The organism is Bifidobacterium goeldii (genome assembly GCF_003951095.1).
Lineage (GTDB): Bacteria > Actinomycetota > Actinomycetes > Actinomycetales > Bifidobacteriaceae > Bifidobacterium > Bifidobacterium goeldii.
This window is the reverse complement of sequence record NZ_QXGL01000001.1, coordinates 127,180-147,084: the sequence shown is the minus strand read 5'-3', so window position 1 is coordinate 147,084 and position 19,905 is coordinate 127,180. Positions and strand designations below refer to the sequence as shown.

Below are 19,905 nucleotides of genomic sequence, written 5' to 3'. Positions count from 1 at the left end.
CATGTTGCCAACATGTGACATGAATTGAACTTTCGGTGTTTCTGGTGAATATGCAGTGGTATGGTTTGAACCAATGGTTTTTGAACTTTGAACTTTCCGGGATCGGGGGAGTGACGTGGAAAGTTTCTCAACACGATTAAAGACGGCGATGAGCGCTCGTCATCTCAAACAGGTAGACATCGTTCACGCAGCTCAACAAGCTGGAGTCAAGCTGGGTAAAAGTCACATTAGCCAATATGTTAGCGGCAAGACAATACCGCGCAGTGAAATCCTCAGCTTCTTAGCCAAAACACTAGATGTTGACGAACAATGGCTACTTGGTCACAACCCGTCATTCCACTCAGCATCGCAAACTGCCGCGTCACCAACTGCAGCACAATCAACCTCATCGGCAACCATTCACGAACCATCAACCATCCTGTCGGAAGAAGGAATCCCCATGCGTCAGTTCCACAAATCCACCAAACTCGACAACGTGTTGTACGACGTGCGAGGCCCGGTTGTTGACGAAGCAGCACGCATGGAAGAAGCAGGCATGCACGTGTTGAAACTCAACATCGGCAACCCTGCACCATTTGGCTTCCGCACGCCTGACGAAGTCGTCTACGATATGGCTCGCCAGTTGACCGATACGGAAGGCTATTCCGCATCCAAGGGACTATTCTCTGCGCGCAAAGCCATCATGCAGTACGCGCAGCTGAAAAACATCCCCAACGTTGGCATCGAGGACATTTACACCGGCAATGGCGTGAGCGAGCTGATCAACCTGTCCATGTCCGCCCTGCTCGATGACGGCGACGAGGTGCTCGTGCCCAGCCCGGATTATCCACTGTGGACCGCATGTGTGAATCTCGCCGGCGGCACCGCCGTGCACTACACCTGCGATGAGCAGTCCGAATGGTATCCAGACATCGACGACATGCGCGCGAAAATCACCGATCGCACAGTCGCCATCGTGCTCATCAATCCGAACAACCCAACCGGCGCACTCTACCCGCCGGAGGTGCTTCAGCAGATTGTCGACCTCGCCCGCGAACACCAGCTCATGATCTTCTCCGACGAGATCTACGACCGTCTCGTCATGGACGGCCTCAAACACGTTTCGATCGCTTCAATGGCCCCCGACCTGTTCTGCGTAACCTTCTCCGGCCTGTCGAAATCCCACATGATCGCCGGATACCGCGTCGGCTGGATGATCCTCAGCGGCAACAAGCGCATTGCCAAGGATTACATCGAAGGCATCAACATGCTTACCAATATGCGCATTTGCTCAAACGTGCCTGCACAGTCGATCGTACAAACCGCGCTCGGCGGCCACCAAAGCGTCAACGATTACATTGTGCCCGGCGGCCGCCTATGCGAACAGCGCGACTATATTTACGAGGCGCTCAACTCAATTGATGGCATCACCGCAGTGAAACCAAAAGCCGCATTCTACATCTTCCCGAAAATCGACGTCAAAAAGTTCAATATCACCGACGACGAGCAATTCGCACTCGATTTACTCCACGACGAACGCATCCTGATCACACGAGGCGGCGGATTCAACTGGCAGGAGCCAGACCACTTCCGCATCGTCTACTTGCCGCGCATCGAAGTGCTCAAAGACGCCGTCGACAAGCTCGCCGATTTCCTGCGCTACTACAGGCAGTAGTAAACGGTTTATAACTGCGCAGTCGAACCGTGTTGTCTGTTCATAAAACGGGCAAAATCAACTGATTCTGCGTAACATAAACATGATGCCTGGTTCCCTAATAATCCATAGGGAATCAGGCATCTTTATTAAACGCGTAGATCAAACAATCAATAAGCTGATAGCAGCGTTGAACTCCGTTATTCCTTTACGAGGTATCGATCGTTATCCCTATCTAGTCTCACGCTCGTCAGGAAATAATCATCCGATTCAGCATCGATCGTACTTGGAGCACGCATTCCAGCCGGATACAATGTCCACGTGTGATCGCCATACTCGGTGCTAGTTGTTTTCCAAGTAGCAGTACCATCCGTCCTTGCCGCATAAGACCCAGACACATAAGTGCCATAATCAAAAATCCTATTGACTGCAGGATTACCGTCATAGCCTTTCACTGAACAATCATTTTGAACAATAAACGTAGAAATACCTTGCGGATCATAGTAGCTTCCAGCCAATGCCGTACAACGCGACGCATCCTGCTTCGCCGTATACGTCGAAACCGAATCATTCACCTTCACAATCAACGCAGAAAGATCACCCGTAGCCTGGTCCATAGCCTTAGTGTCCGAACCATCCTTCAACTTCTCAGCCTTATCAACAGCCTGCTGAAGAGCAGTGAGCGTACTTTCATCATCCACCTTGCCCTTCGCACTTTCCAACAAAGCGCTCGCATCCTTAAGCTTGGTTTCCAAAGCCGTTTGTGAATCCTTAAGTTTGACCGTCGTCATTTCCTTGTTCAATTGAGCGGTCAATGTGTCATGCTTAGAACGCCAGTCGCGCAAGCGATCTGTTGTTTGCTTGAGCGTCTCCGCGTCTGTATCTGCAGAGCATTGCAAGTCAGGCAACGGGAGTTGATCGTAAGAGTCGAGCGTATCTCCCAGAGTTTGCAGCGTTGCTTTATCAGCTTCGCTTGATGAATACACTTGTTGAGCACTCTTATAGGTTTTGTCATCCGTTTTGCTGGCCTTGTTAGCGTCAGCAAGCACGCTGGTGCAATCTGCTAGCGCACGCTGTTGCTGTGTATGTCGATACCAGACGAAGCCGGCACAGCCTGCAGCAATGAGTACGGCGACGATGACTGCGATAATAACGACACGCAAACGCTTAGCTTTGCGTTTTGGATCCGATGCCGGTGCCGGCGCGAACGAAGGAGCAGGGGCCGGCATGGGTGGAATAGATTGTGCGGGGTATGCTGGTGCAGCCGGCTGCGGCATGGCTTGCGGCTCTACTGCCGGAGTCTCAGTAGCCATTGGCTGAAGCTGATCTACTGCAACTGGCTGAACTGCTGGCTGGTCGGGGAGACGCTGCCCGCATTTCATACAAAACTTATTGTCATCACTATTCGATGAACCACATGCGGAGCATATCTTCATTGTCTTCTCCTTGCAGGTTTACTAGATCCGTTGTTGATGGTTGCCCGAAAAAGCGCCACACCCCAACGGATGAGAATGACTTAACCTTAAGCCAAACTAGAGCCGGCAAAACGCTCAGTCTCGAAACATCAACAAACACTCTGATCACAATATGTACTCGAACAAGCGACTTGCATAACGTGTACCATCTGACAAATACCAGCGACGAATATAGTTAGTGCACGTGGCTGTTCTTTCATTGATAATTGCGGCGATATTTTTACTGGCTGTAGGTATGGCGATCACCTATCACGTGCATTATGAGTTGATACAACCATGAGTTGGAGCGATCGAAGCAATGGAATGCTCACGTCGCTGTACTGCAACAATTCACCGGGTTATATAGGCCAAAATGTGTGTCTATTTTGGTTTGTTAGGTCTTAGAACTATTGGTTTCGCGCCGGGTTGAATGTGGGTAGCGGGGACTGTAGAGTCAGTCAGAATGTGTGCCAGTCTGGAAGTGTGGGATAGCTTTTCGGCACGCGATGGCATTTTGGGGGATTTTGCCATCGCGTGCGAGGCGTTTTGTGCACGCGATGGATATTGATCGATATATTGCCATCTCATGCGGTAAAAACAAGGGCATGGGATGGTATTTGAGGGTTGTTTTGCCATCTCGTGCAGATCGGCATCGCATGCGATGGCATACGAACTGATATTTCCATCCTGTGCGGTAAGGAAGCGAACGCAAGCGGCCGCAACATGCAATAGGGGTGGAGCAGCTTCGATACCTAGTTGCGCAGACGCTCAAAACGGTAGTGCGGTCATCGGGTAAAATCAGGTAAAGTCGGGCGAGTGGTCCGATACCGGCGTGTCGATCTTGAAAATTGGATCGCAGAAAACACTGTCATACCGACCCGCTAACTGCCACCTTGGTGCAGTCATGTCCCCCGATAGTCCCCCGAAACGCAGAAAACGGAATTCGAAGGTCTTGAAAACCTTGGAATTCCGCCGTTCTGGTCGGACCAGCGGGATTTGAACCCGCGACCCCTTGACCCCCAGTCAAGTGCGCTACCAAACTGCGCTATGGTCCGATGTTGCAATAAACAACACTGGAATAAACTACCAGACGAATAAAAAAACGCAAATCGGCGTGTTCTTCATCGCAACCAGCTCATCGACACTTGCTGTCAATACACACGTCTCGCATGCGTCGTTGCCCATCATGGCAACGACGATTACACTGGGAGCCATTGTTGACATGCACCCCCGTATGGAAAGGGATACTGGTTCCGTGAGCGACGTTTTCGAGCATTCAGCGCGTAAGATGCGCGAGAAGGGCATGAGCGAGGTGTCCATTGCACAGTTCCATCATCTGTACGATGTGTGGTCTAACAATAGCGACAACACGTGGATTCGTGAACGCGATGTAGAGCCGCTAACTGGCGTGCCTAGCTTCCACGATGTCTATCAGACTATTGATCATGATCAAGCGGTTCACGCGTTTTCTAAAACGGCCTTCCTTAAGCTCAATGGTGGTCTCGGTACATCCATGGGTTTGCAGCGAGCCAAATCGTTACTACCGGTTCGTCGTCATAAAGCACGCCAAATGCGGTTTATCGACATCATTCTTGGCCAGGTGCTTACTGCGCGCACGCGTCTAGATGTCAAGCTTCCAGTCACGTTTATGAACTCGTTCCGTACATCGGCGGATACGATGAAAGTACTGAAGCATCACCGTAAATTCCATCAGAGTGATGTGCCGCTGGAAATCATCCAGCATCAAGAGCCGAAAATCGATGTCGCAACTGGTGAACCAGTGTCGTGGCCAGCTGACCCTGAGCTGGAGTGGTGCCCGCCCGGGCATGGCGACCTGTTCTCCACGCTGTGGGAGTCTGGTTTGCTGGATACGTTGCAAGAACGTGGTTTTGAATATCTGTTTATTTCCAATTCAGATAATCTTGGCGCGCGTCCTTCGCGTACGCTTGCTCAATATTTTGAAAACACTGGCGCACCGTTCATGGTGGAAGTGGCCACGCGTACGTATGCAGACCGTAAGGGTGGTCATATTGTGCGCGATCGGCATACGGGTAGGCTGATTTTGCGCGAGATGTCGCAGGTTCATCCTGACGATAAACGCGATGCGCAAGATATTGCTCGTCACCCGTATTTCAACACGAATAATATTTGGGTGCGTATTGATGCGCTTCGAGACATGCTTGCTCAGTATGATGGCGTGCTGCCATTGCCAGTAATTATCAATGCAAAGACTGTGGATCCTACCAATCCTGATTCAACGCCAGTGGTCCAATTAGAGACTGCGATGGGAGCAGCGATTGGTTTATTTGACGGTGCGATCTGCGTGCAAGTAGATCGTATGCGCTTCTTGCCAGTGAAAACCACTAATGATTTGTTCATTATGCGTTCGGATCGGTTCCATTTAACGGACTCGTATGAGATGGAGGATGGCAACTATATCTTCCCGAATGTTGATCTTGATCAGCGCTACTACAAGAATATTGAGGACTTCAACGAGCGATTCCCGTATGGTGTTCCATCGCTGGCTGCTGCAAACTCGGTAACTATTAAGGGCGACTGGACGTTCGGCAGGGATGTTGTCATGTTTGCTGACGCCACTCTAGAAGATCGCGAAGAGCCTAGTTACGTACCAAACGGTGAATACGTAGGCCCACTGGGCATTGAACCTGACGAGTGGGTGTGAGGCATTTAGCTCACAGAACATTGCGCCGTATTGATTGCTAAGTAATCAATGTAATCACTACGGCGCAAATCACCGTAAATACAATGCCCCCTACGCCGCAATGTCCAAAAGAAAAAAGAATTTACGGATGATTTTTGGCGAAATACCGTTTATCGCCGCAAAAAACCTCTATCATAGAGGTTGGCGCACGTGAGCGTGCACACTTGATATTGAATGTTAACGATACGTGAGGACTAATGGCAGAGGGAACCAACGGAAGGCGACGCTTCTCCGACAAATGGGGAAAGCATGAGTTGGACGTGCTGGCTGTATTATCGTCAGCGTTCCCACAATGGTTAACTTCCCGTCAGATTGCGCAACGCGTAAAGGCTTACGCAGATTCTTACGGTGAGCTTGCAGATCAGGCTGCAAAGGCTGCATTCGCTAAGCAATTCCAACGCGACCGCGCTAAGCTCGCGGCAATGGGTATTGCTATTGAGTCGCGTCAACCTGAGTACTCTTCAAAATCTGAAGGTCAGGATTTCGCTTCTTATCGTCTTCAACTTGGCGATGAACCGCGCATCCGTCTGCGTTTCGAACAGGATGATTTGCCGGTACTAGCTGCTGCGAACTATTTGGCACGTTCTATTTCCGTGTCTTCAACGCAGGCTCAGCCGGTTCCTCAGCACACGTCGCGTACATCGCCGCGCGTGCCGCAAACGCCAATTCCTGGACTTGGCTTGGACTCAATCGCGCCTGGATTGGGAACTCAAACTATCCCGCCGACACTGATGAAGGTTATTGATTCGCGCCGTTTTGCTGCGACTGTAGATGTTGATGGCGAGAACATCAACGTGGCTTACACCGATTCTGATGATCTGGCGATGTTCGTTCTTGAACATCCTGGTGCAACGATTGTCAGCCCGCAAGAAGCTGTTGACGCGTTTAATCGCCGTCTTGATGCAGCAACCAAGCTGGTGTTAGCTGACGAGTCAGCAAGCGCGAATAGTGCCACCGTGGTGTCGCCGACGATCTCCAGTAAAACGCCTGAGCCTGATGAAGCGGATGCGAAAAAGAGCCATCCGAAGAAGTCTGGCCCCTCATTCCAGACAGGCAGCGAAGTAGACCGTCGACTGCGCCTGATGCTGTTCCTTTCGGCGCATCTTGGTGAAGAGTTTTCTCTGGCTGAACTGGCTGAGCGGTTTATTGGCAAGCCTAAGTCTGACGATGAGTTGAAGAAGTTCGTCAACATCATTCACAAGGACATCAATACGCTGACCACAGTGTCTGATGATGGTGAAATGGCAGGAAGCCAGTTCTTCGATATTGACTGGTCTCTGCTTGACGCTGAAGGCATTGTTTCCGCTACGAACTCGCTGGGCTTGGAGCGTTTGGCGGGTATTTCGCCGCAGTATTTGAGCATGTTGACCGCGTCGGTAAGCTATTTGGCTCATTCGCCATTGTTGCCGGACACGCAGCGTGCGAAAGCCGCATCACTGTATCAGCGGTTGCGTCAGCTGGTGAAGCCTGGTGAAACTCCTTGGCTGAGTTTGACTGGCTATGAGTTGGAGCCGCACAGTTTCTCTGTGGTAAAGCGTGCAATTTCTACCGAGTCTCTGTTGGATATGGAATATACCGACGGCGCTGGTAGGACTCGCCGCAAGATTGTTGCGCCTTCTAAGATCTTTGTGGATGAGGGCGTGTATTACGCAGCCGTGTGGACTGATGTGCTTGATGCCACTCCAGCTGATCGTCGGAAGTTTGTTTCGCGCGATCATCTCATTAACAAGGCCAATGGAAAGCCTCGTACATGGCAGGTGCTGCGTTTGGCGCGCATTGAACATGCTGAGGTTGTTGAGCCTATCAAGCATGTTGATGTTCCTGATATGCCCGTAGGGGAGTTGCGCAAGTGGAGCTTTGACAATGGTACGCCCGCCGTGTTTATCACTGACGAGCCGGATTTGTCGTTTGTTCGCTCGCTGCCGGGGGCAACGGTTGAGCCTTGTCAATCAGGCGAAAAAGTGCATCTTATTGTCTCGTCTGACTCTTGGTTCGTGGCGTTCTGTATTGCACACGCTCGTCATATCACTGCTGTTGCGCCGGATACACTGCGTACGATGATCAACGCTCGTGCTACGCGTGAGCTCAGTGTTGGGCAGCATGACGATACTGGCACTCAAACTGCGTAAGGAGCGTAACCATGCCTTGGTGGATTTGGCTCTTGCTTGCGCTCTTTATGCTGACAATGATCGTCATTGGATGCGTTTACGTCGTTATGCGCGGGGTAAAGGCTCTGCATGTTATTGGTGACGTTGGTGCGCGTATGGGCCGCTCGCTGGATGCCATGTCTCAATCTGACACCAGCGAGCAACATAGCGAGCCACCATTGTTCACGCAGCCGCTGCGAATCGCAACTGATCGGTACGAGCGCGCACATATTCGGGTGATTGAGCGTAAGGATGCGCAACGTGTTCGTCATGCTCACCGTTGGGCGGTATGGTCGCATTTCAACGACTAACAGAGTCAGTAGAGCGGCAAATTCTTGTTGCTCTACTGACTGACGCGATGCCGGTGAACGTGTATACAAGCTGCTGCGCTAAGCAACTCGATTAACAAGCATTGGGGGAGAGATGGCACGTCATCATCGCACTTCGCAAAACGATGCGAGTCGGGCTCTTTCGCCGGCTCAACGATATGCATCGTTCCGGCGGCGTCAAGAACAGAACCGTTCGTTAGCGGCGCAGTTTGCTGACAAGTTGCCATTTGATTTGGATGATTTTCAGCGTGACGCTATTGACGCGTTGGAACATGACAGTAATGTGCTTGTTGCAGCTCCCACTGGCGCCGGCAAAACGGTCGTTGCTGATTTCGCAATGTTTCTCGCGCGCGAGCATAATGTCAAAGCGTTTTATACGACACCAATTAAGGCGCTCAGCAATCAGAAATACCATGATTTAGTCGCCATGTATGGGCCTGACAATGTTGGTCTGCTCACTGGCGATACGTCGATTAACTCTGAAGCAGACATCGTCGTTATGACTACCGAAGTGTTGCGTAACATGCTCTATGAGCATTCGTCAACGCTTCATGCACTGCGATACGTCATTCTTGATGAAGTGCACTATCTAGCAGACCGGTTCCGCGGGCCTGTCTGGGAAGAAGTGATTATTCACTTGCCGGATAGTGTGCGGATTATTGGCTTGTCAGCGACTGTATCCAATGTTGAAGATTTCTCACGTTGGATTGAATCAGTGCGTGGCACTACCAAGCTCGTGGTTTCAGAACGCCGACCAGTGCCGCTTGAACAGCATGTGTTAGTACAGGCGGATGCTGATACTGAACCGGAATTGTTCGATCTGTACCGCCGTGATGATCATGGCGAGCAAACTACAAAATTGAACGCGCAGTTGGTTGATAGGCTTGACCAATTGGATCGCCGTGCTGCACGGAGACGTGGTGAAGAGCGACCTCGTAAAGGTCATGGCAAGGCAGGATCCCGCGGCGGTAGGCGTCCTGATATTCAGCGATACACGCCACGTCGTTGGGCTGTTGTCGATGAGCTCAATTATTTGGATATGCTGCCTGGCATTTATTTCATTTTTTCGCGCAATGGCTGCGATCAAGCAGTTGAGCAATGCATCAATGCTGGTCTCGAATTGACAAACGAAGATGAGATGCGACGCATTCGTCAAATCGTTGATGAGATGGTCGAAGGCCAGATGAGCCAAGAGGATCTTAAAGCGCTTGGCTTCTCTAAGTTCCGTTTTGCACTTGAAGAGGGCTTTGCTTCGCATCACGCTGGCATGGTGGCACTATTCCGCCAGATTGTCGAACGATTGTTCGAAGAAGGTCTGGTAAAAATGGTGTTCGCCACTGAAACATTGGCGCTCGGTATCAATATGCCAGCACGCTGCGTAATTGTTGAGAAGCTTGAAAAGTTTGATGGTACCGGGCATGTGCCGCTTACGCCGGGGGAGTTCACCCAGTTAACCGGCCGTGCTGGCCGACGCGGTATCGATACGATTGGGCATGCCATTGTTGTTGACCATCGCGGTTTTGTACCAGCGACTGCTGCAGCATTGTCCAGTAAGCGCGTGTATCCGCTGCATTCTAGCTTCCATGCGACGTTCAATATGGCAGTGAATTTGTTGAACTCCAGTGATTATGAAACTACGCGAGTCACACTCGACCATTCGTTCGCACAGTGGGAAGCGAATGAGTCAGCATGGCAGTTGGAATCGCAGATGACAACGCTGCGTCACGCTCTTGCAGGATACGAACAAGCGTTCCATTGCGAGCACGGTGACTTTGCCGAATTGATGCGTATCCGTATGCGCTTGTCTGACTTAGAAAAAAATGAACGTCGCCGTCTGAAGCAAACTGCATTCCGTTCAGATCAAGAGCGTAGTACCGCATTCCGCAATCTCGATAAACGTATTGCCGAGCTCAAAGCACAAGATCGGCATCATCCGTGCCGTAATTGCCCTGACTTACAGCAGCATCTTAAATGGGGTCATCGTTGGGTGCGCGAGACGCGCGAATATGAACGCGTGCAGCGTCGCTACGAATCCCGCACTGGATCAGTTGCCCGCCAATTTGATCAGATTTGCTTTATTCTCGTGCAGCTTGGTTATCTCAAACGGCATGGTGACGATGGGCATGGCACTGCTGATATGAGACTGACCGAGCGCGGCCAACTGTTGCGCCATATTTATAGTGAGCAAGATTTAGTACTTGCACAAGCTATTGAAGAGGGCATTTTTGACGGTTTGGATGAGCGAGAGCTTGCCTCTGTGCTCTCATCGCTCGTGTTTGAAGCGCGCGGCGGCATTGGGGGAGAGCCACGGTATTGGCCTGGCGGCGCGCAAGGGCCGGTTGCCAGTACCGCACGCGCGTTGGAGAACGTTCATGCACGCATTGCCATGATGTGTGAAGATGGTGGTCTTGACGAGTTAGCAAAGCTTGATTTTGGTATCGCCGACATCATATACGAGTGGGCAGATGGTGATGCTTTAGCCTCAGTGTTAAAGGATCGCGATCTTACTGGCGGTGATTTTGTGCGTAATGCGAAACGTCTGTCAGATATTTTGCAGCAAATCGCCACTGCGGAAGTGTATATGCCCCACGAGGATAAGCCGCTCGCTCAAGTTGCACATCAAGCGATGAAGGCAGTCAACCGAGGAATTGTAGCTTATTCGGGAGTTGACTGACCAGCATAATGCAGATTTATCAAATGGGAATAAGTTACACGTCCGAGCTGTTTTGTAGCGTAATACGGTTAGGTCATAAGGAGGATCCATGGCGGAACGCAGTCTGAGAGGCATGAGCATCGGAGCGAAGTCGCTCGAATCCGATGATAACGTCGATTTTGCGGCGCGCAGTGAGGTAGCGTACATCTGCCCGAAGGGACATCGTACCATTCTGCCGTTTGCAGAGGGTGCAGAGATTCCTGACGAGTGGGAATGCCGTTGCGGTAGCACGGCACATCGCGAAGGCGAAGGCGACGAGGAGGCTAACGAGATTACCAAGCCGACTCGTACGCACTGGGATATGCTGCTGGAGCGTCGTTCTGAAGATGAGTTGAAAAAGCTGCTCGAGAAGCGTTTGCAGATGCATCGCGAAGGTTGGATTCCTGATTACGAGTGAGCGTAATATGTGCTAACTCATAACGCATGGTGAACAACATGTGACATTATGCCCGGTCAATACGACCGGGCATAATCGTCGATGGACCCAGCAAAACAACACAGGGGAGAAGGCCATGTCTCAGCATCCAAAGAATGTTGTGCTTCTTGATCTTGATGGCACGCTTACCCAATCCGATCCTGGCATCATCGCCTGCGCGAAAAAAGCTTTTGAAGGACTTGGACTGCCAGTGCCCGATGATGAGGAAATGCACCGATTTATCGGACCTGCCATTATTGAATCGCTTAAGCGTAATGGCGTACCTGATGATCAACTTGACCGCGGTGTAGAGATTTATCGCGAGTATTACACTGACAAAGCTGTGTTCGATGATCCGAATAATCCCGGGCGCAAAGTTCCAGGTCGTTTCTACAACAGCGTGTATCAGGGCATTCCTGAACAGCTTGCTGCTTTACGCGCTGATGGTTTTTATCTTGCTGTCGCTACTTGCAAACCTGAATATCAGGCTGTACCTGTATGTGAGCATTTTCATCTTGACACGATGGTTGATGGTATTTATGGCGCAAGCCGTGACAATTCACGTCTCGATAAAGACCAGGTTATTCGATATTGCTTCGACAAAATCGGCTTTGATGCTCAAGCTGGCGATCGCGCATTGATGGTTGGCGATCGTTGGACTGACGTCGATGGAGCAATTGCATGTGGACTTGATTGTCTTGGATGCCGCTGGGGTTACGCTGAGCCTGACGAACTTGAGCAGCACGGTGCGTATCGCATCATTGACCATGTGAGCGAATTGCACGACGCTGTTGCACAATACTTTGCATAACAAGGCGTACCAGTCAACGGGATACGTGTGGTAGATATGCCGGCGTATCCTTTTTCTTTACTGTGTTTCTAATTCCGATAAGGTAGGTTATGTCAAAAAAAGATTTGCTAATCTCACGCCCTCACCAATATCTACGCCATCTCAACTTATCGAAGCGCCCCACGAAGCTTACGTTCAATCAACGTAATATCCGCTCGACGCGCCTGCACATACATAAGCATCAATTCGACAAAAACAAGAACAATAACTGTCGCTGATCCAATAACAAGATGCTGAGTATAGAAGGCATGAACTGCAGGAGTTATCTCTTCTCCGAGCAAAATAAACGTGATAAAGGGGATACCTGCGAGTAGCACAGACACCACTTGCGCGATAATAACATTCCAGCTGACCAGCTCAACTTCGGGGTGCTTCTCCCCTGTGCCAAATCGGCATCGCACAATACAAATTGCGCATACTATAAGCATCCAGATAACTGCGAACACCCATAACGCGAATGGCAGTACATCAGTCAACGTTAGTATCATGCAGCCTCACGTTCAGCATGTTGTAGAGCGAGCTTACGACGTAAACGCGCAGCAGTTAGTTCATCTATCGGACGGCCTACAGTCCGGCGCGACGGTGTTGTTGTTAGGTCAACATAATCTTCGTGTTCGAGCGCATCTTGGATTTGATGCCACAATGATCCTACCGATACGCCAAACACTGCTTTGCCGCTCTGCAACAGTTCAAGCATTTGGTCGCTCGTGGTACATTCATGGACAGTTTCACCATCACACATGATGGTGATAGATGCCAACTGTTCTGTAGTGCGCTGCGTAAGAAAACCAATAGCTGTAGTCACGTTTTGCAAATTGACGCCAGCATCAAGCAGGCGCTTAGACACCGCAAGAATCACAACATCTTTAAACGAATACAAGCGGCGCGATCCCGAGCCGTGAGACGGCGTGATTGACGGTTCTACAATCTGTTTACGCGCCCAATAATCCAACTGGCGATAGGTAATACCTGCTACTTTGGATGCTACTGTGCCACGATATCCACGTTTTTCATCACGCGTATCGACATCGCTGAATAATTCACCTTGCACAGCATTGGGGAAGCTCGAATCAACATATTGAGACGGCACATGCAAGTGCAGTGCCGAATGTGCATCTACGTTGACCATCGCACTCCCCCATTCCCACACAGCTGCGGTCACATGAATGCGACCGCAAACCTTAACGGGTCAATTGCATTCGCATCATGAAACAACTGCAGACTTGGTGAAGAATACCAAACGGAATTTGCCGATCATGATTTCATCGCCATTGTGCAATTCTTTATGATCTACACGTTGACGATTCACATACGTACCGTTCAAACTGCCAGAATCATAGACAGTAAACGTGTCACCCGTGCGGCGGAATACCGCATGCGCGCGTGATACCGTCGAATCGTCAAGCAGGATGTCAGCACGGGAGTCACGCCCCACCGTCACTTCATCCTCATCCAGCAAGTAGCGCGAACCGGATACCGCTCCCCTAGTAGAGATCAGCAACGCCGTGCCGCTCGACAGTCGTGCGATAGTCTCAAGATCTTCCGTGGTCAAAGGACGATCGCCGGTGGACGTAATCGGAATATGAATAGCGGGCAGACCAATAATGGTCGTCTCGCCTGCACTTGGAATCGGATCTGTCATATCGGCCATTCTATAGGTTTTTCCTTGATTTCGTGCAATCGGCACGCGTTGAGCGAGATATCACCGCTGGGAAAGCAATGTAGACACGGCAGTACTCGCCAAGCGCAGGCCCATCATTGCACTGTTTTTGCATACTGATATTCGACGGGTGTACGCGTCTGCTCAATAGTAATTGAGTCGGACGTCGTGACCGTCACGCGCGCACCATATTTGACTTTTAAGCTTGAACCAACGCCACCAGCGATATTAACCGCGTTCTGCAAATTTTGCGGGTCTCCGATAGCAAGCACATGGTATGGCGTGCTCAACGTTATACCATCGCATTCCAATCCTTCTGAAGTGTCAGCAATATACGTTGAGGTGACCACTCGCACATCATTGATAGCCATTACTTCAGCGCCAGCGTTACGCAATTCTTCAATGAGCTTAAACATTGTAGCTGCGTCGACCGCGGTCTTTGACCCTTGTGTAATGGTAATAGAAACACCTTTACCAGAAGCTGGCAGGCGCCCCGCAAGAATACCGCTCGTTTCTTCGTTCTGCTTGGCGATTTTTTCCGCTTCTTGGGTTTTATTCGCTGCAGCTTTAATGGATTCAAGCTGACTGGTCAGTTCTGCTTTACGCTGCTCAAGGTTCTGCACTTGCGTACCAGTTTCACTGATCAGACGCGTTAATTCATCCTCGCTCAACGTCTCATACGTAGCATTCGTATTGTTGAGCTGAATCATATAGCCAAAACCCAGCAATGCGCACATAACCAAAATCAGCACACTGGTTACTAGGCGCATTTGCACTGTTCGGCCGTCGAACAGGCGTTTTGGTTTTTTGCGTACTACTGGAAAAGACCCAGTCTGAAGACTGTCGTTTTCACGATCCTGTGCCTGCTGTGTGTGCAGCTGCGTCAACACATCTGGCGAATGCCTGCGTCTCGTCATAGCGCATCAGCCCCTAAAGATGAAGCGTCGAATAGCTGACACATTCGAGAAGATACGGATGCCGAGCACAACGATAACAGCCGTTTGCAACTGCGAGCCAACGCCAAGCTGATTACCAAGAAGCACCAACAGTGTCGCTGTAACGACATTAGAAATAAACGAGATCACAAACACTTTATCGGAAAAGCTACGTTCAAAATAAGCACGCGCAGCACCCAATAGCGCGTCGAGCGCGGCTACCACCATGATCGGCAAATATGGTTGCAACAGGATAGGAATATCCGGCTTCACAAACAGGCCGACTACAACGCCGATAATGAGTCCCAGTACCGCTGCCATCTACTCGAGTCCTTTCGCATACGTCAAATCGCCGGATGCTGCAGCTTCCAGTGTAATCGACTTGGTCTCGCTTACTTGCGGATAAATACCCGCTTGCGCGAAGGAATCATACAGTGACTTTTGCGTTTGTTTGCTTACCGATTGTGCAAGCTGCGTACTATTACCGATCGCTTCAATCGTGTATGGGCTAGTAACGGGAGTAACGCCCACCAAAATATTCGATCCTGCTTTACGTACAGAAGTCTGCACACCAAGGCGATTACCATTGATAGCAATTGCTTCAGCGCCTGACTGCCATAGCAGTCGCACCAGCAATCGCAAATCAGCGTCAGTTACCACACGAATTTGTGACGATGAATTCTCGCGCGCAGACGAGCCAGCACTGTCGCCATTAGCAGCGATCGGGTCCGCGATAGTGAGCGTAATTCCTTCACCTTCAACCGCTAACGCACCATTAGTCATTTCATCAGTAATGAGCGTCGGATTGTCAGTCGTAGCACCAAGTTTCTTCGATTCTGCATCAATTTGCGCGCGTAGAGAGGTGACGTCTTGAGTAATACTTTCTGCTTGCGCTTTCGTCTCCCGCAGCTCACTGGCCAAACTCTGCCGCACAATCTTACGCGGGTCAGAATGCAAGCTTTGAATGAACAAGCATCCGTAAAAGCCCACGCCCACGCAAATAATGAACACAATAACGCGCGTTGCCCATATAGACCACACAGAACGGCCGCGTTGGCGAGTACCCAATCGGGAATCCGAAAACATTGGATCCATCGGGCGATTTGTTAGATCGTCAATAAGCTTGAGCGAATCGTCAGGTAGTTTGCGACGACGCCGCGTCGTCCCCCCGCCCACAGATGGGCTTTCCGCATGACGCGAATCCGCTTGTGCAACAGAAGCGGAGAATACTGCACGCCGTTTAACAGGCGTACGGTCCGGCGGAACAGGGAACGACAGCGGCGTCATCGGCTCACTCATGGCTCCGCTTCTCCTTGATGAGCAGACCAAGACCTTGCTTGCTGTAGATGTAGCCAGCCACCCAGTACAAGCCAACGCCCCAAACGCCAGCTGCCATTGCTGCAAGATGAAGCAGGTCAACAAGTGGGTTTGTCCAAATATCGCAAAAGATCAGTGCCACGATGGAAACCATCAGCATAAACGTGCCAGCTTTGCCAACGAAATGCACTGGCAGCGGACCGTAGTCGTATTGAGCAAGCAGAATAACCAGCAAGAGCATCCACACATCACGGGCCGCGATGATGATAATCATCCACCAAGGTATGATGCCAGCTAATCCCAAGGCAAGCACGCTACAGATAATCAACAATCGGTCAGCAATTGGGTCAAGGAGCTGACCGATTTTACTTACTTGATTACAAGCACGCGCAATAATGCCATCAAGACTGTCAGTGATCGACGATACAGCGAGCACAATTAACGCTGGCACCATCTGATGACGTGCAACCAGCCATGTTATGACCGGAATCGAAGCGATACGCAGCACACTGATCAGGTTGGGAACAGTGAAATAAATATCCCGTGGTTCGGGACTGTACTTCTGCGAGAACCGCTCTTTAATCCGGTTTCGGTACTTCTGGGTGGACTTTTGAATGCTCATCAAATACAAGACTACAGGACTGTCTACATATGTAAAACGTACAACTATATGCGCGAGGCTTGCAGTGCAGTTACGATAATGCCTCGGGCGCCGACTTCATACAACTGATCCATCAGCTGGTTCACCTTGGCTTTGGGAACCATAACACGCACTGCGTTCCATTGCTTATCATGCAGCGGAGAAATTGTCGGGCTTTCGAAGCCAGGAGTCACTGCAACAGCTGCAGCAACCTTGTTCACTGGAATATCGTAATCCATAAGAACATAGCGCTGCGCAGTAAGCACACCTTGCAGACGACGGCTGAGCACCGTAAGACGATCGTCATTCGGCTCGAGTCGAGGTGAACGGATGAGTACCGCTTCAGAATGCATAATTGGATCGGCAAAGATACGAAGCCCCGCATTGCGAAGCGTAGTACCAGTAGAAACAACGTCGGCGATAAGATCAGCGACACCGAGCTGCACCGAGGATTCGACTGCGCCATCAAGGTGAATGGTCTCAGCTTCGATACCGTGTTCTACGAGATAATCGTGAACAAGCTTGTCAAACGAGGTCGCTACGCGCTTGCCTTGAATATCTTCCAATGTGTTGAGGTCAGACTCATTCGGCGCAGCAAAACGGAATGTTGAGGCACCGAAGCCAAGCTGCATGTGTTCCTTCGCTTCAGTACCAGAATTGAGCAGCAGATCATGGCCGGTAATACCAACGTCGATCGTTCCGCGGCCAACGTACACCGCAATATCCAGCGGGCGAAGATAGAACAGCTCCACTTCGTTGTCTGGATCCTGAACCACCAGCTGGCGTGGATTTGAACGCAGACGGTAGCCCGCCTCGGACAGCATATTCCACGCAGGTTCTGACAGCATGCCCTTATTCGGCACAGCAATTCTCAGCATTGGTATCTCCTCAACGTTCCGGGGACGGTTCTACGGTTCTTATATGGTTCAGTTGGATTTCTGCGTGGCTCGAGCTATAGCCCCCAAATCCATAGCTCAAGCCACCAACAGGTCACAGGTGCTTGTACACGTCTTCGAGAGTGAGGCCCTTGTTGATCATCATCACTTGCAGGTGATAGATCAGCTGGCTCATTTCCTCAGCAGTGCGATCAGCGCCTTCGTATTCGGCAGCAATCCAAGTTTCGCCTGCTTCTTCCACAATCTTCTTGCCGATGAAATGCGTGCCCTTGGCAAGTTCATCAACGGTCAAGGAGCCAGCCTGCTGAGTCGCAGCTTTCTCGCTCAATTCAGCAAACAAGGATTCAAAGGTTTTCATGTTGTGCTTATCCTTCACACGTATGCCGGTCGCACAATGATACTGCCGCGACCGGCGTTGTTAGTATCGTCGTCGCTTACCGCTCATCAGTCGCGGTATGCGGCTTCAGCCTTCTCGCGAATCTCGTCGATAGCCTGAGCAGGGCTGTCAGCACCATACACGGCCGAACCAGCCACCAGCACATCAGCGCCAGCTTCGGCAACGATGTGCGCAGTCTTCGGGCTGACACCACCATCAACCTGAATCTTGGTGGTCAGGCCGCGACGAGTGATCTCATCGCGCAGACGACGAACCTTGGCCATCTGGTTGTCAAGGAACTTCTGGCCGCCGAAGCCTGGCTCAACGGTCATAATAAGCACCATGTCAAACTCATCAAGGATGTCGAAGATCGGTTCAACCGGTTCTGCGGGGCGTACAGCAAAGCAAGCCTTGCAGCCCATATCGCGCAGCTGACGAGCCAAACGAACCGGAGCGTGAGTCGCACCCATGTGGAATGAGACAGAAGCAGCACCGAGCTTGGCATATTCAGGAGCCCAACGGTCTGGGTCTTCGATCATCAGATGCACGTCAACCGGAAGATCGGTGACCTGGCAAATACGGCCCACAATTGGCTCGCCAAGAGTCAGGTTCGGAACAAAATGGTGATCCATCACGTCGACGTGAACGAGGTCAGCATTAGCAATAGCCTTGAGATCGCGCTCAAGGTTGCAAAAATCGGCGGACAGAATGCTAGGAGCGATATCGATATGCTTGGTCATGGGTCTCATTCTATGGTGGCTGAACGACGAGGCGACGCTTCATTCCAACTACCGGAGCGTCGCCAAGCGAACGATGGGTGAATTATCAGTGATAGATTGCGCAGCACCGCAATCTATATTTGGTCCACGACGTGGATTAGTGACGTGCTTTCTTATCGTTGGCTTGCTCTTCAGCAATCCGCTGACGTTCAAGCTCATCGGCGGTAACTGCAGTCAACCGATTACTGAGATCACGCGTATTGGCACCAACGCGCCACAGTACAACGAACAACACGCATCCGAGAATAAACACGATAATTGCTGTCCACACATTGATGCGAAGGCCCAGAATAATCGTCGAATAGTTGATTCGGATACTCTCAATCCACGTACGACCTAATCCATACCACATCATGTACATTGCGAACTGCTGACCGGTTTTCAGTACGTCAATCAACTTGCGGCCTAGCCACACGATAATTGCAGCACCGATCAGGTTCCAGATCATCTCGTACAAGAATGTCGGATGGAACAGCGTGCCAGTTGGGCAAGGCTGACCGTTGTAGCAGATCTCCGTCTTACCAATTGCATCAGCGTCGTTGAGCTTGAGGCCCCAAGGCAGCGTGGTTGGCTTGCCGTACAGCTCCTGGTTAAACCAGTTGCCGAGTCGACCAATGGCTTGAGCAACCATGAGTGCTGGAGCAATGCAATCAGCCAAAAGCGCAAACGGATAGTGCTTATGGCGGCACCACAAGAATGCGGCCAGGGCACCCACCGAAATGCCACCGAAAATAGCCATACCGCCTTCCCACACTTTTACGATGTTGAGAAGGTTACCGGTAGGCGGGAAATATGCACTTGGCGTAGTAATGCAGTGGTATAGGCGGGCACCGACCAGACCGGACGGTACCGCAACAAGCGTCGTGTCCAGTATCTGGTCGAACGTGCCACCGAAGCGCTTCCATCGGACAGTGAGGATCCACACAGCGAACACGATGCCGATCAAAATACAGATCGCATACATGTGAATCGTCACTGGGCCGATGGTGAACTTCGAAAAGGTCGGAGATGGAATATAAGCCAGATTCATACCCAAATG

The 19,905-nt window shown here is 50.9% G+C and carries 19 protein-coding genes and 1 tRNA gene; 7 read left to right on the top strand and 13 right to left on the bottom strand.

Annotated features, from left to right (window positions below; all coding sequences use genetic code 11):
* The first annotated feature begins 148 nt into the window (after nt 1-148).
* Complete coding sequence (locus D2E25_RS00680) at nt 149-1,654, top strand: aminotransferase class I/II-fold pyridoxal phosphate-dependent enzyme (protein ID WP_164514643.1); 1,506 nt, start codon at nt 149-151, stop codon at nt 1,652-1,654.
* Nucleotides 1,655-1,833: 179 nt separating this feature from the next.
* On the opposite strand, the gene D2E25_RS00675 is transcribed toward D2E25_RS00680, so the two are convergent.
* Nucleotides 1,834-3,069: a zinc-ribbon domain-containing protein gene (locus D2E25_RS00675; protein ID WP_125979134.1), complete on the bottom strand. Its 1,236-nt coding sequence runs from the start codon at nt 3,067-3,069 to the stop codon at nt 1,834-1,836.
* A 996-nt stretch (nt 3,070-4,065) separates the two neighbouring features.
* Nucleotides 4,066-4,142, bottom strand: a tRNA-Pro gene (locus tag D2E25_RS00670).
* 167 nt (nt 4,143-4,309) lie between these two features.
* On the opposite strand from D2E25_RS00670, the gene D2E25_RS00665 reads away from it, so the two are divergent.
* The 6 genes from D2E25_RS00665 (at nt 4,310) to D2E25_RS00640 (ending at nt 12,224) form a co-directional block, all read left to right on the top strand.
* Complete coding sequence (locus D2E25_RS00665) at nt 4,310-5,770, top strand: UTP--glucose-1-phosphate uridylyltransferase (protein ID WP_125979746.1); 1,461 nt, start codon at nt 4,310-4,312, stop codon at nt 5,768-5,770.
* Nucleotides 5,771-6,006: 236 nt separating this feature from the next.
* Nucleotides 6,007-7,938: a helix-turn-helix transcriptional regulator gene (locus D2E25_RS00660; RefSeq protein ID WP_125979133.1), complete on the top strand. Its 1,932-nt coding sequence runs from the start codon at nt 6,007-6,009 to the stop codon at nt 7,936-7,938.
* An 11-nt stretch (nt 7,939-7,949) separates the two neighbouring features.
* The gene (locus tag D2E25_RS00655) at nt 7,950-8,267 is read left to right on the top strand and encodes a hypothetical protein (RefSeq protein ID WP_125979132.1); all 318 of its coding nucleotides are present in this window, start codon (nt 7,950-7,952) and stop codon (nt 8,265-8,267) included.
* Nucleotides 8,268-8,379: 112 nt separating this feature from the next.
* Nucleotides 8,380-10,959, top strand: a complete 2,580-nt coding sequence (locus D2E25_RS00650; RefSeq protein ID WP_125979131.1) for a DEAD/DEAH box helicase — start codon at nt 8,380-8,382, stop codon at nt 10,957-10,959.
* An 88-nt stretch (nt 10,960-11,047) separates the two neighbouring features.
* A complete protein-coding gene (locus tag D2E25_RS00645) occupies nt 11,048-11,395 on the top strand; it encodes an RNA polymerase-binding protein RbpA (protein ID WP_125979130.1) in 348 nt (115 codons plus the stop codon).
* A gap of 115 nt (nt 11,396-11,510) precedes the next feature.
* Nucleotides 11,511-12,224 carry an HAD hydrolase-like protein gene (locus D2E25_RS00640; protein ID WP_125979129.1) on the top strand — a complete coding sequence of 238 codons (714 nt, stop codon included), beginning with the start codon at nt 11,511-11,513 and terminating at the stop codon, nt 12,222-12,224.
* A 146-nt stretch (nt 12,225-12,370) separates the two neighbouring features.
* Here D2E25_RS00640 and D2E25_RS00635 read toward each other — a convergent pair whose 3' ends face one another.
* From D2E25_RS00635 to lgt, 11 genes are all read right to left on the bottom strand, one after another.
* Nucleotides 12,371-12,739: a C4-dicarboxylate ABC transporter gene (locus tag D2E25_RS00635; protein ID WP_125979128.1), complete on the bottom strand. Its 369-nt coding sequence runs from the start codon at nt 12,737-12,739 to the stop codon at nt 12,371-12,373.
* Between the two features lie 8 nt (nt 12,740-12,747).
* Nucleotides 12,748-13,392: a MerR family transcriptional regulator gene (locus D2E25_RS00630; RefSeq protein ID WP_125979127.1), complete on the bottom strand. Its 645-nt coding sequence runs from the start codon at nt 13,390-13,392 to the stop codon at nt 12,748-12,750.
* Nucleotides 13,393-13,467: 75 nt separating this feature from the next.
* On the bottom strand, nt 13,468-13,905 hold the full coding sequence (locus tag D2E25_RS00625; protein ID WP_125979744.1) for an FHA domain-containing protein: 438 nt from the start codon (nt 13,903-13,905) through the stop codon (nt 13,468-13,470).
* A gap of 113 nt (nt 13,906-14,018) precedes the next feature.
* Nucleotides 14,019-14,840 (bottom strand): DUF881 domain-containing protein, encoded by an 822-nt coding sequence (locus tag D2E25_RS00620; protein ID WP_125979126.1) that lies wholly within the window; start codon nt 14,838-14,840, stop codon nt 14,019-14,021.
* Nucleotides 14,841-14,846: 6 nt separating this feature from the next.
* Nucleotides 14,847-15,179, bottom strand: coding sequence for a small basic family protein (locus D2E25_RS00615; RefSeq protein WP_125979125.1), 333 nt, complete (start codon nt 15,177-15,179; stop codon nt 14,847-14,849).
* Nucleotides 15,180-16,157 carry a DUF881 domain-containing protein gene (locus D2E25_RS00610; protein WP_125979124.1) on the bottom strand — a complete coding sequence of 326 codons (978 nt, stop codon included), beginning with the start codon at nt 16,155-16,157 and terminating at the stop codon, nt 15,180-15,182.
* Nucleotides 16,150-16,797: a CDP-alcohol phosphatidyltransferase family protein gene (locus tag D2E25_RS00605; protein ID WP_125979123.1), complete on the bottom strand. Its 648-nt coding sequence runs from the start codon at nt 16,795-16,797 to the stop codon at nt 16,150-16,152. Before D2E25_RS00605 ends, D2E25_RS00610 begins: the two co-directional genes overlap by 8 nt.
* Before the next feature lie 44 nt (nt 16,798-16,841).
* Nucleotides 16,842-17,693, bottom strand: coding sequence for an ATP phosphoribosyltransferase (hisG, locus tag D2E25_RS00600; protein WP_125979122.1), 852 nt, complete (start codon nt 17,691-17,693; stop codon nt 16,842-16,844).
* 112 nt (nt 17,694-17,805) lie between these two features.
* Nucleotides 17,806-18,069, bottom strand: a complete 264-nt coding sequence (locus tag D2E25_RS00595; RefSeq protein WP_125979121.1) for a phosphoribosyl-ATP diphosphatase — start codon at nt 18,067-18,069, stop codon at nt 17,806-17,808.
* Between the two features lie 86 nt (nt 18,070-18,155).
* Nucleotides 18,156-18,836 (bottom strand): ribulose-phosphate 3-epimerase, encoded by a 681-nt coding sequence (gene rpe / locus D2E25_RS00590; RefSeq protein WP_206430709.1) that lies wholly within the window; start codon nt 18,834-18,836, stop codon nt 18,156-18,158.
* Nucleotides 18,837-18,963: 127 nt separating this feature from the next.
* Complete coding sequence (lgt, locus tag D2E25_RS00585; protein ID WP_125979119.1) at nt 18,964-19,896, bottom strand: prolipoprotein diacylglyceryl transferase; 933 nt, start codon at nt 19,894-19,896, stop codon at nt 18,964-18,966.
* Nucleotides 19,897-19,905 lie beyond the last annotated feature (9 nt).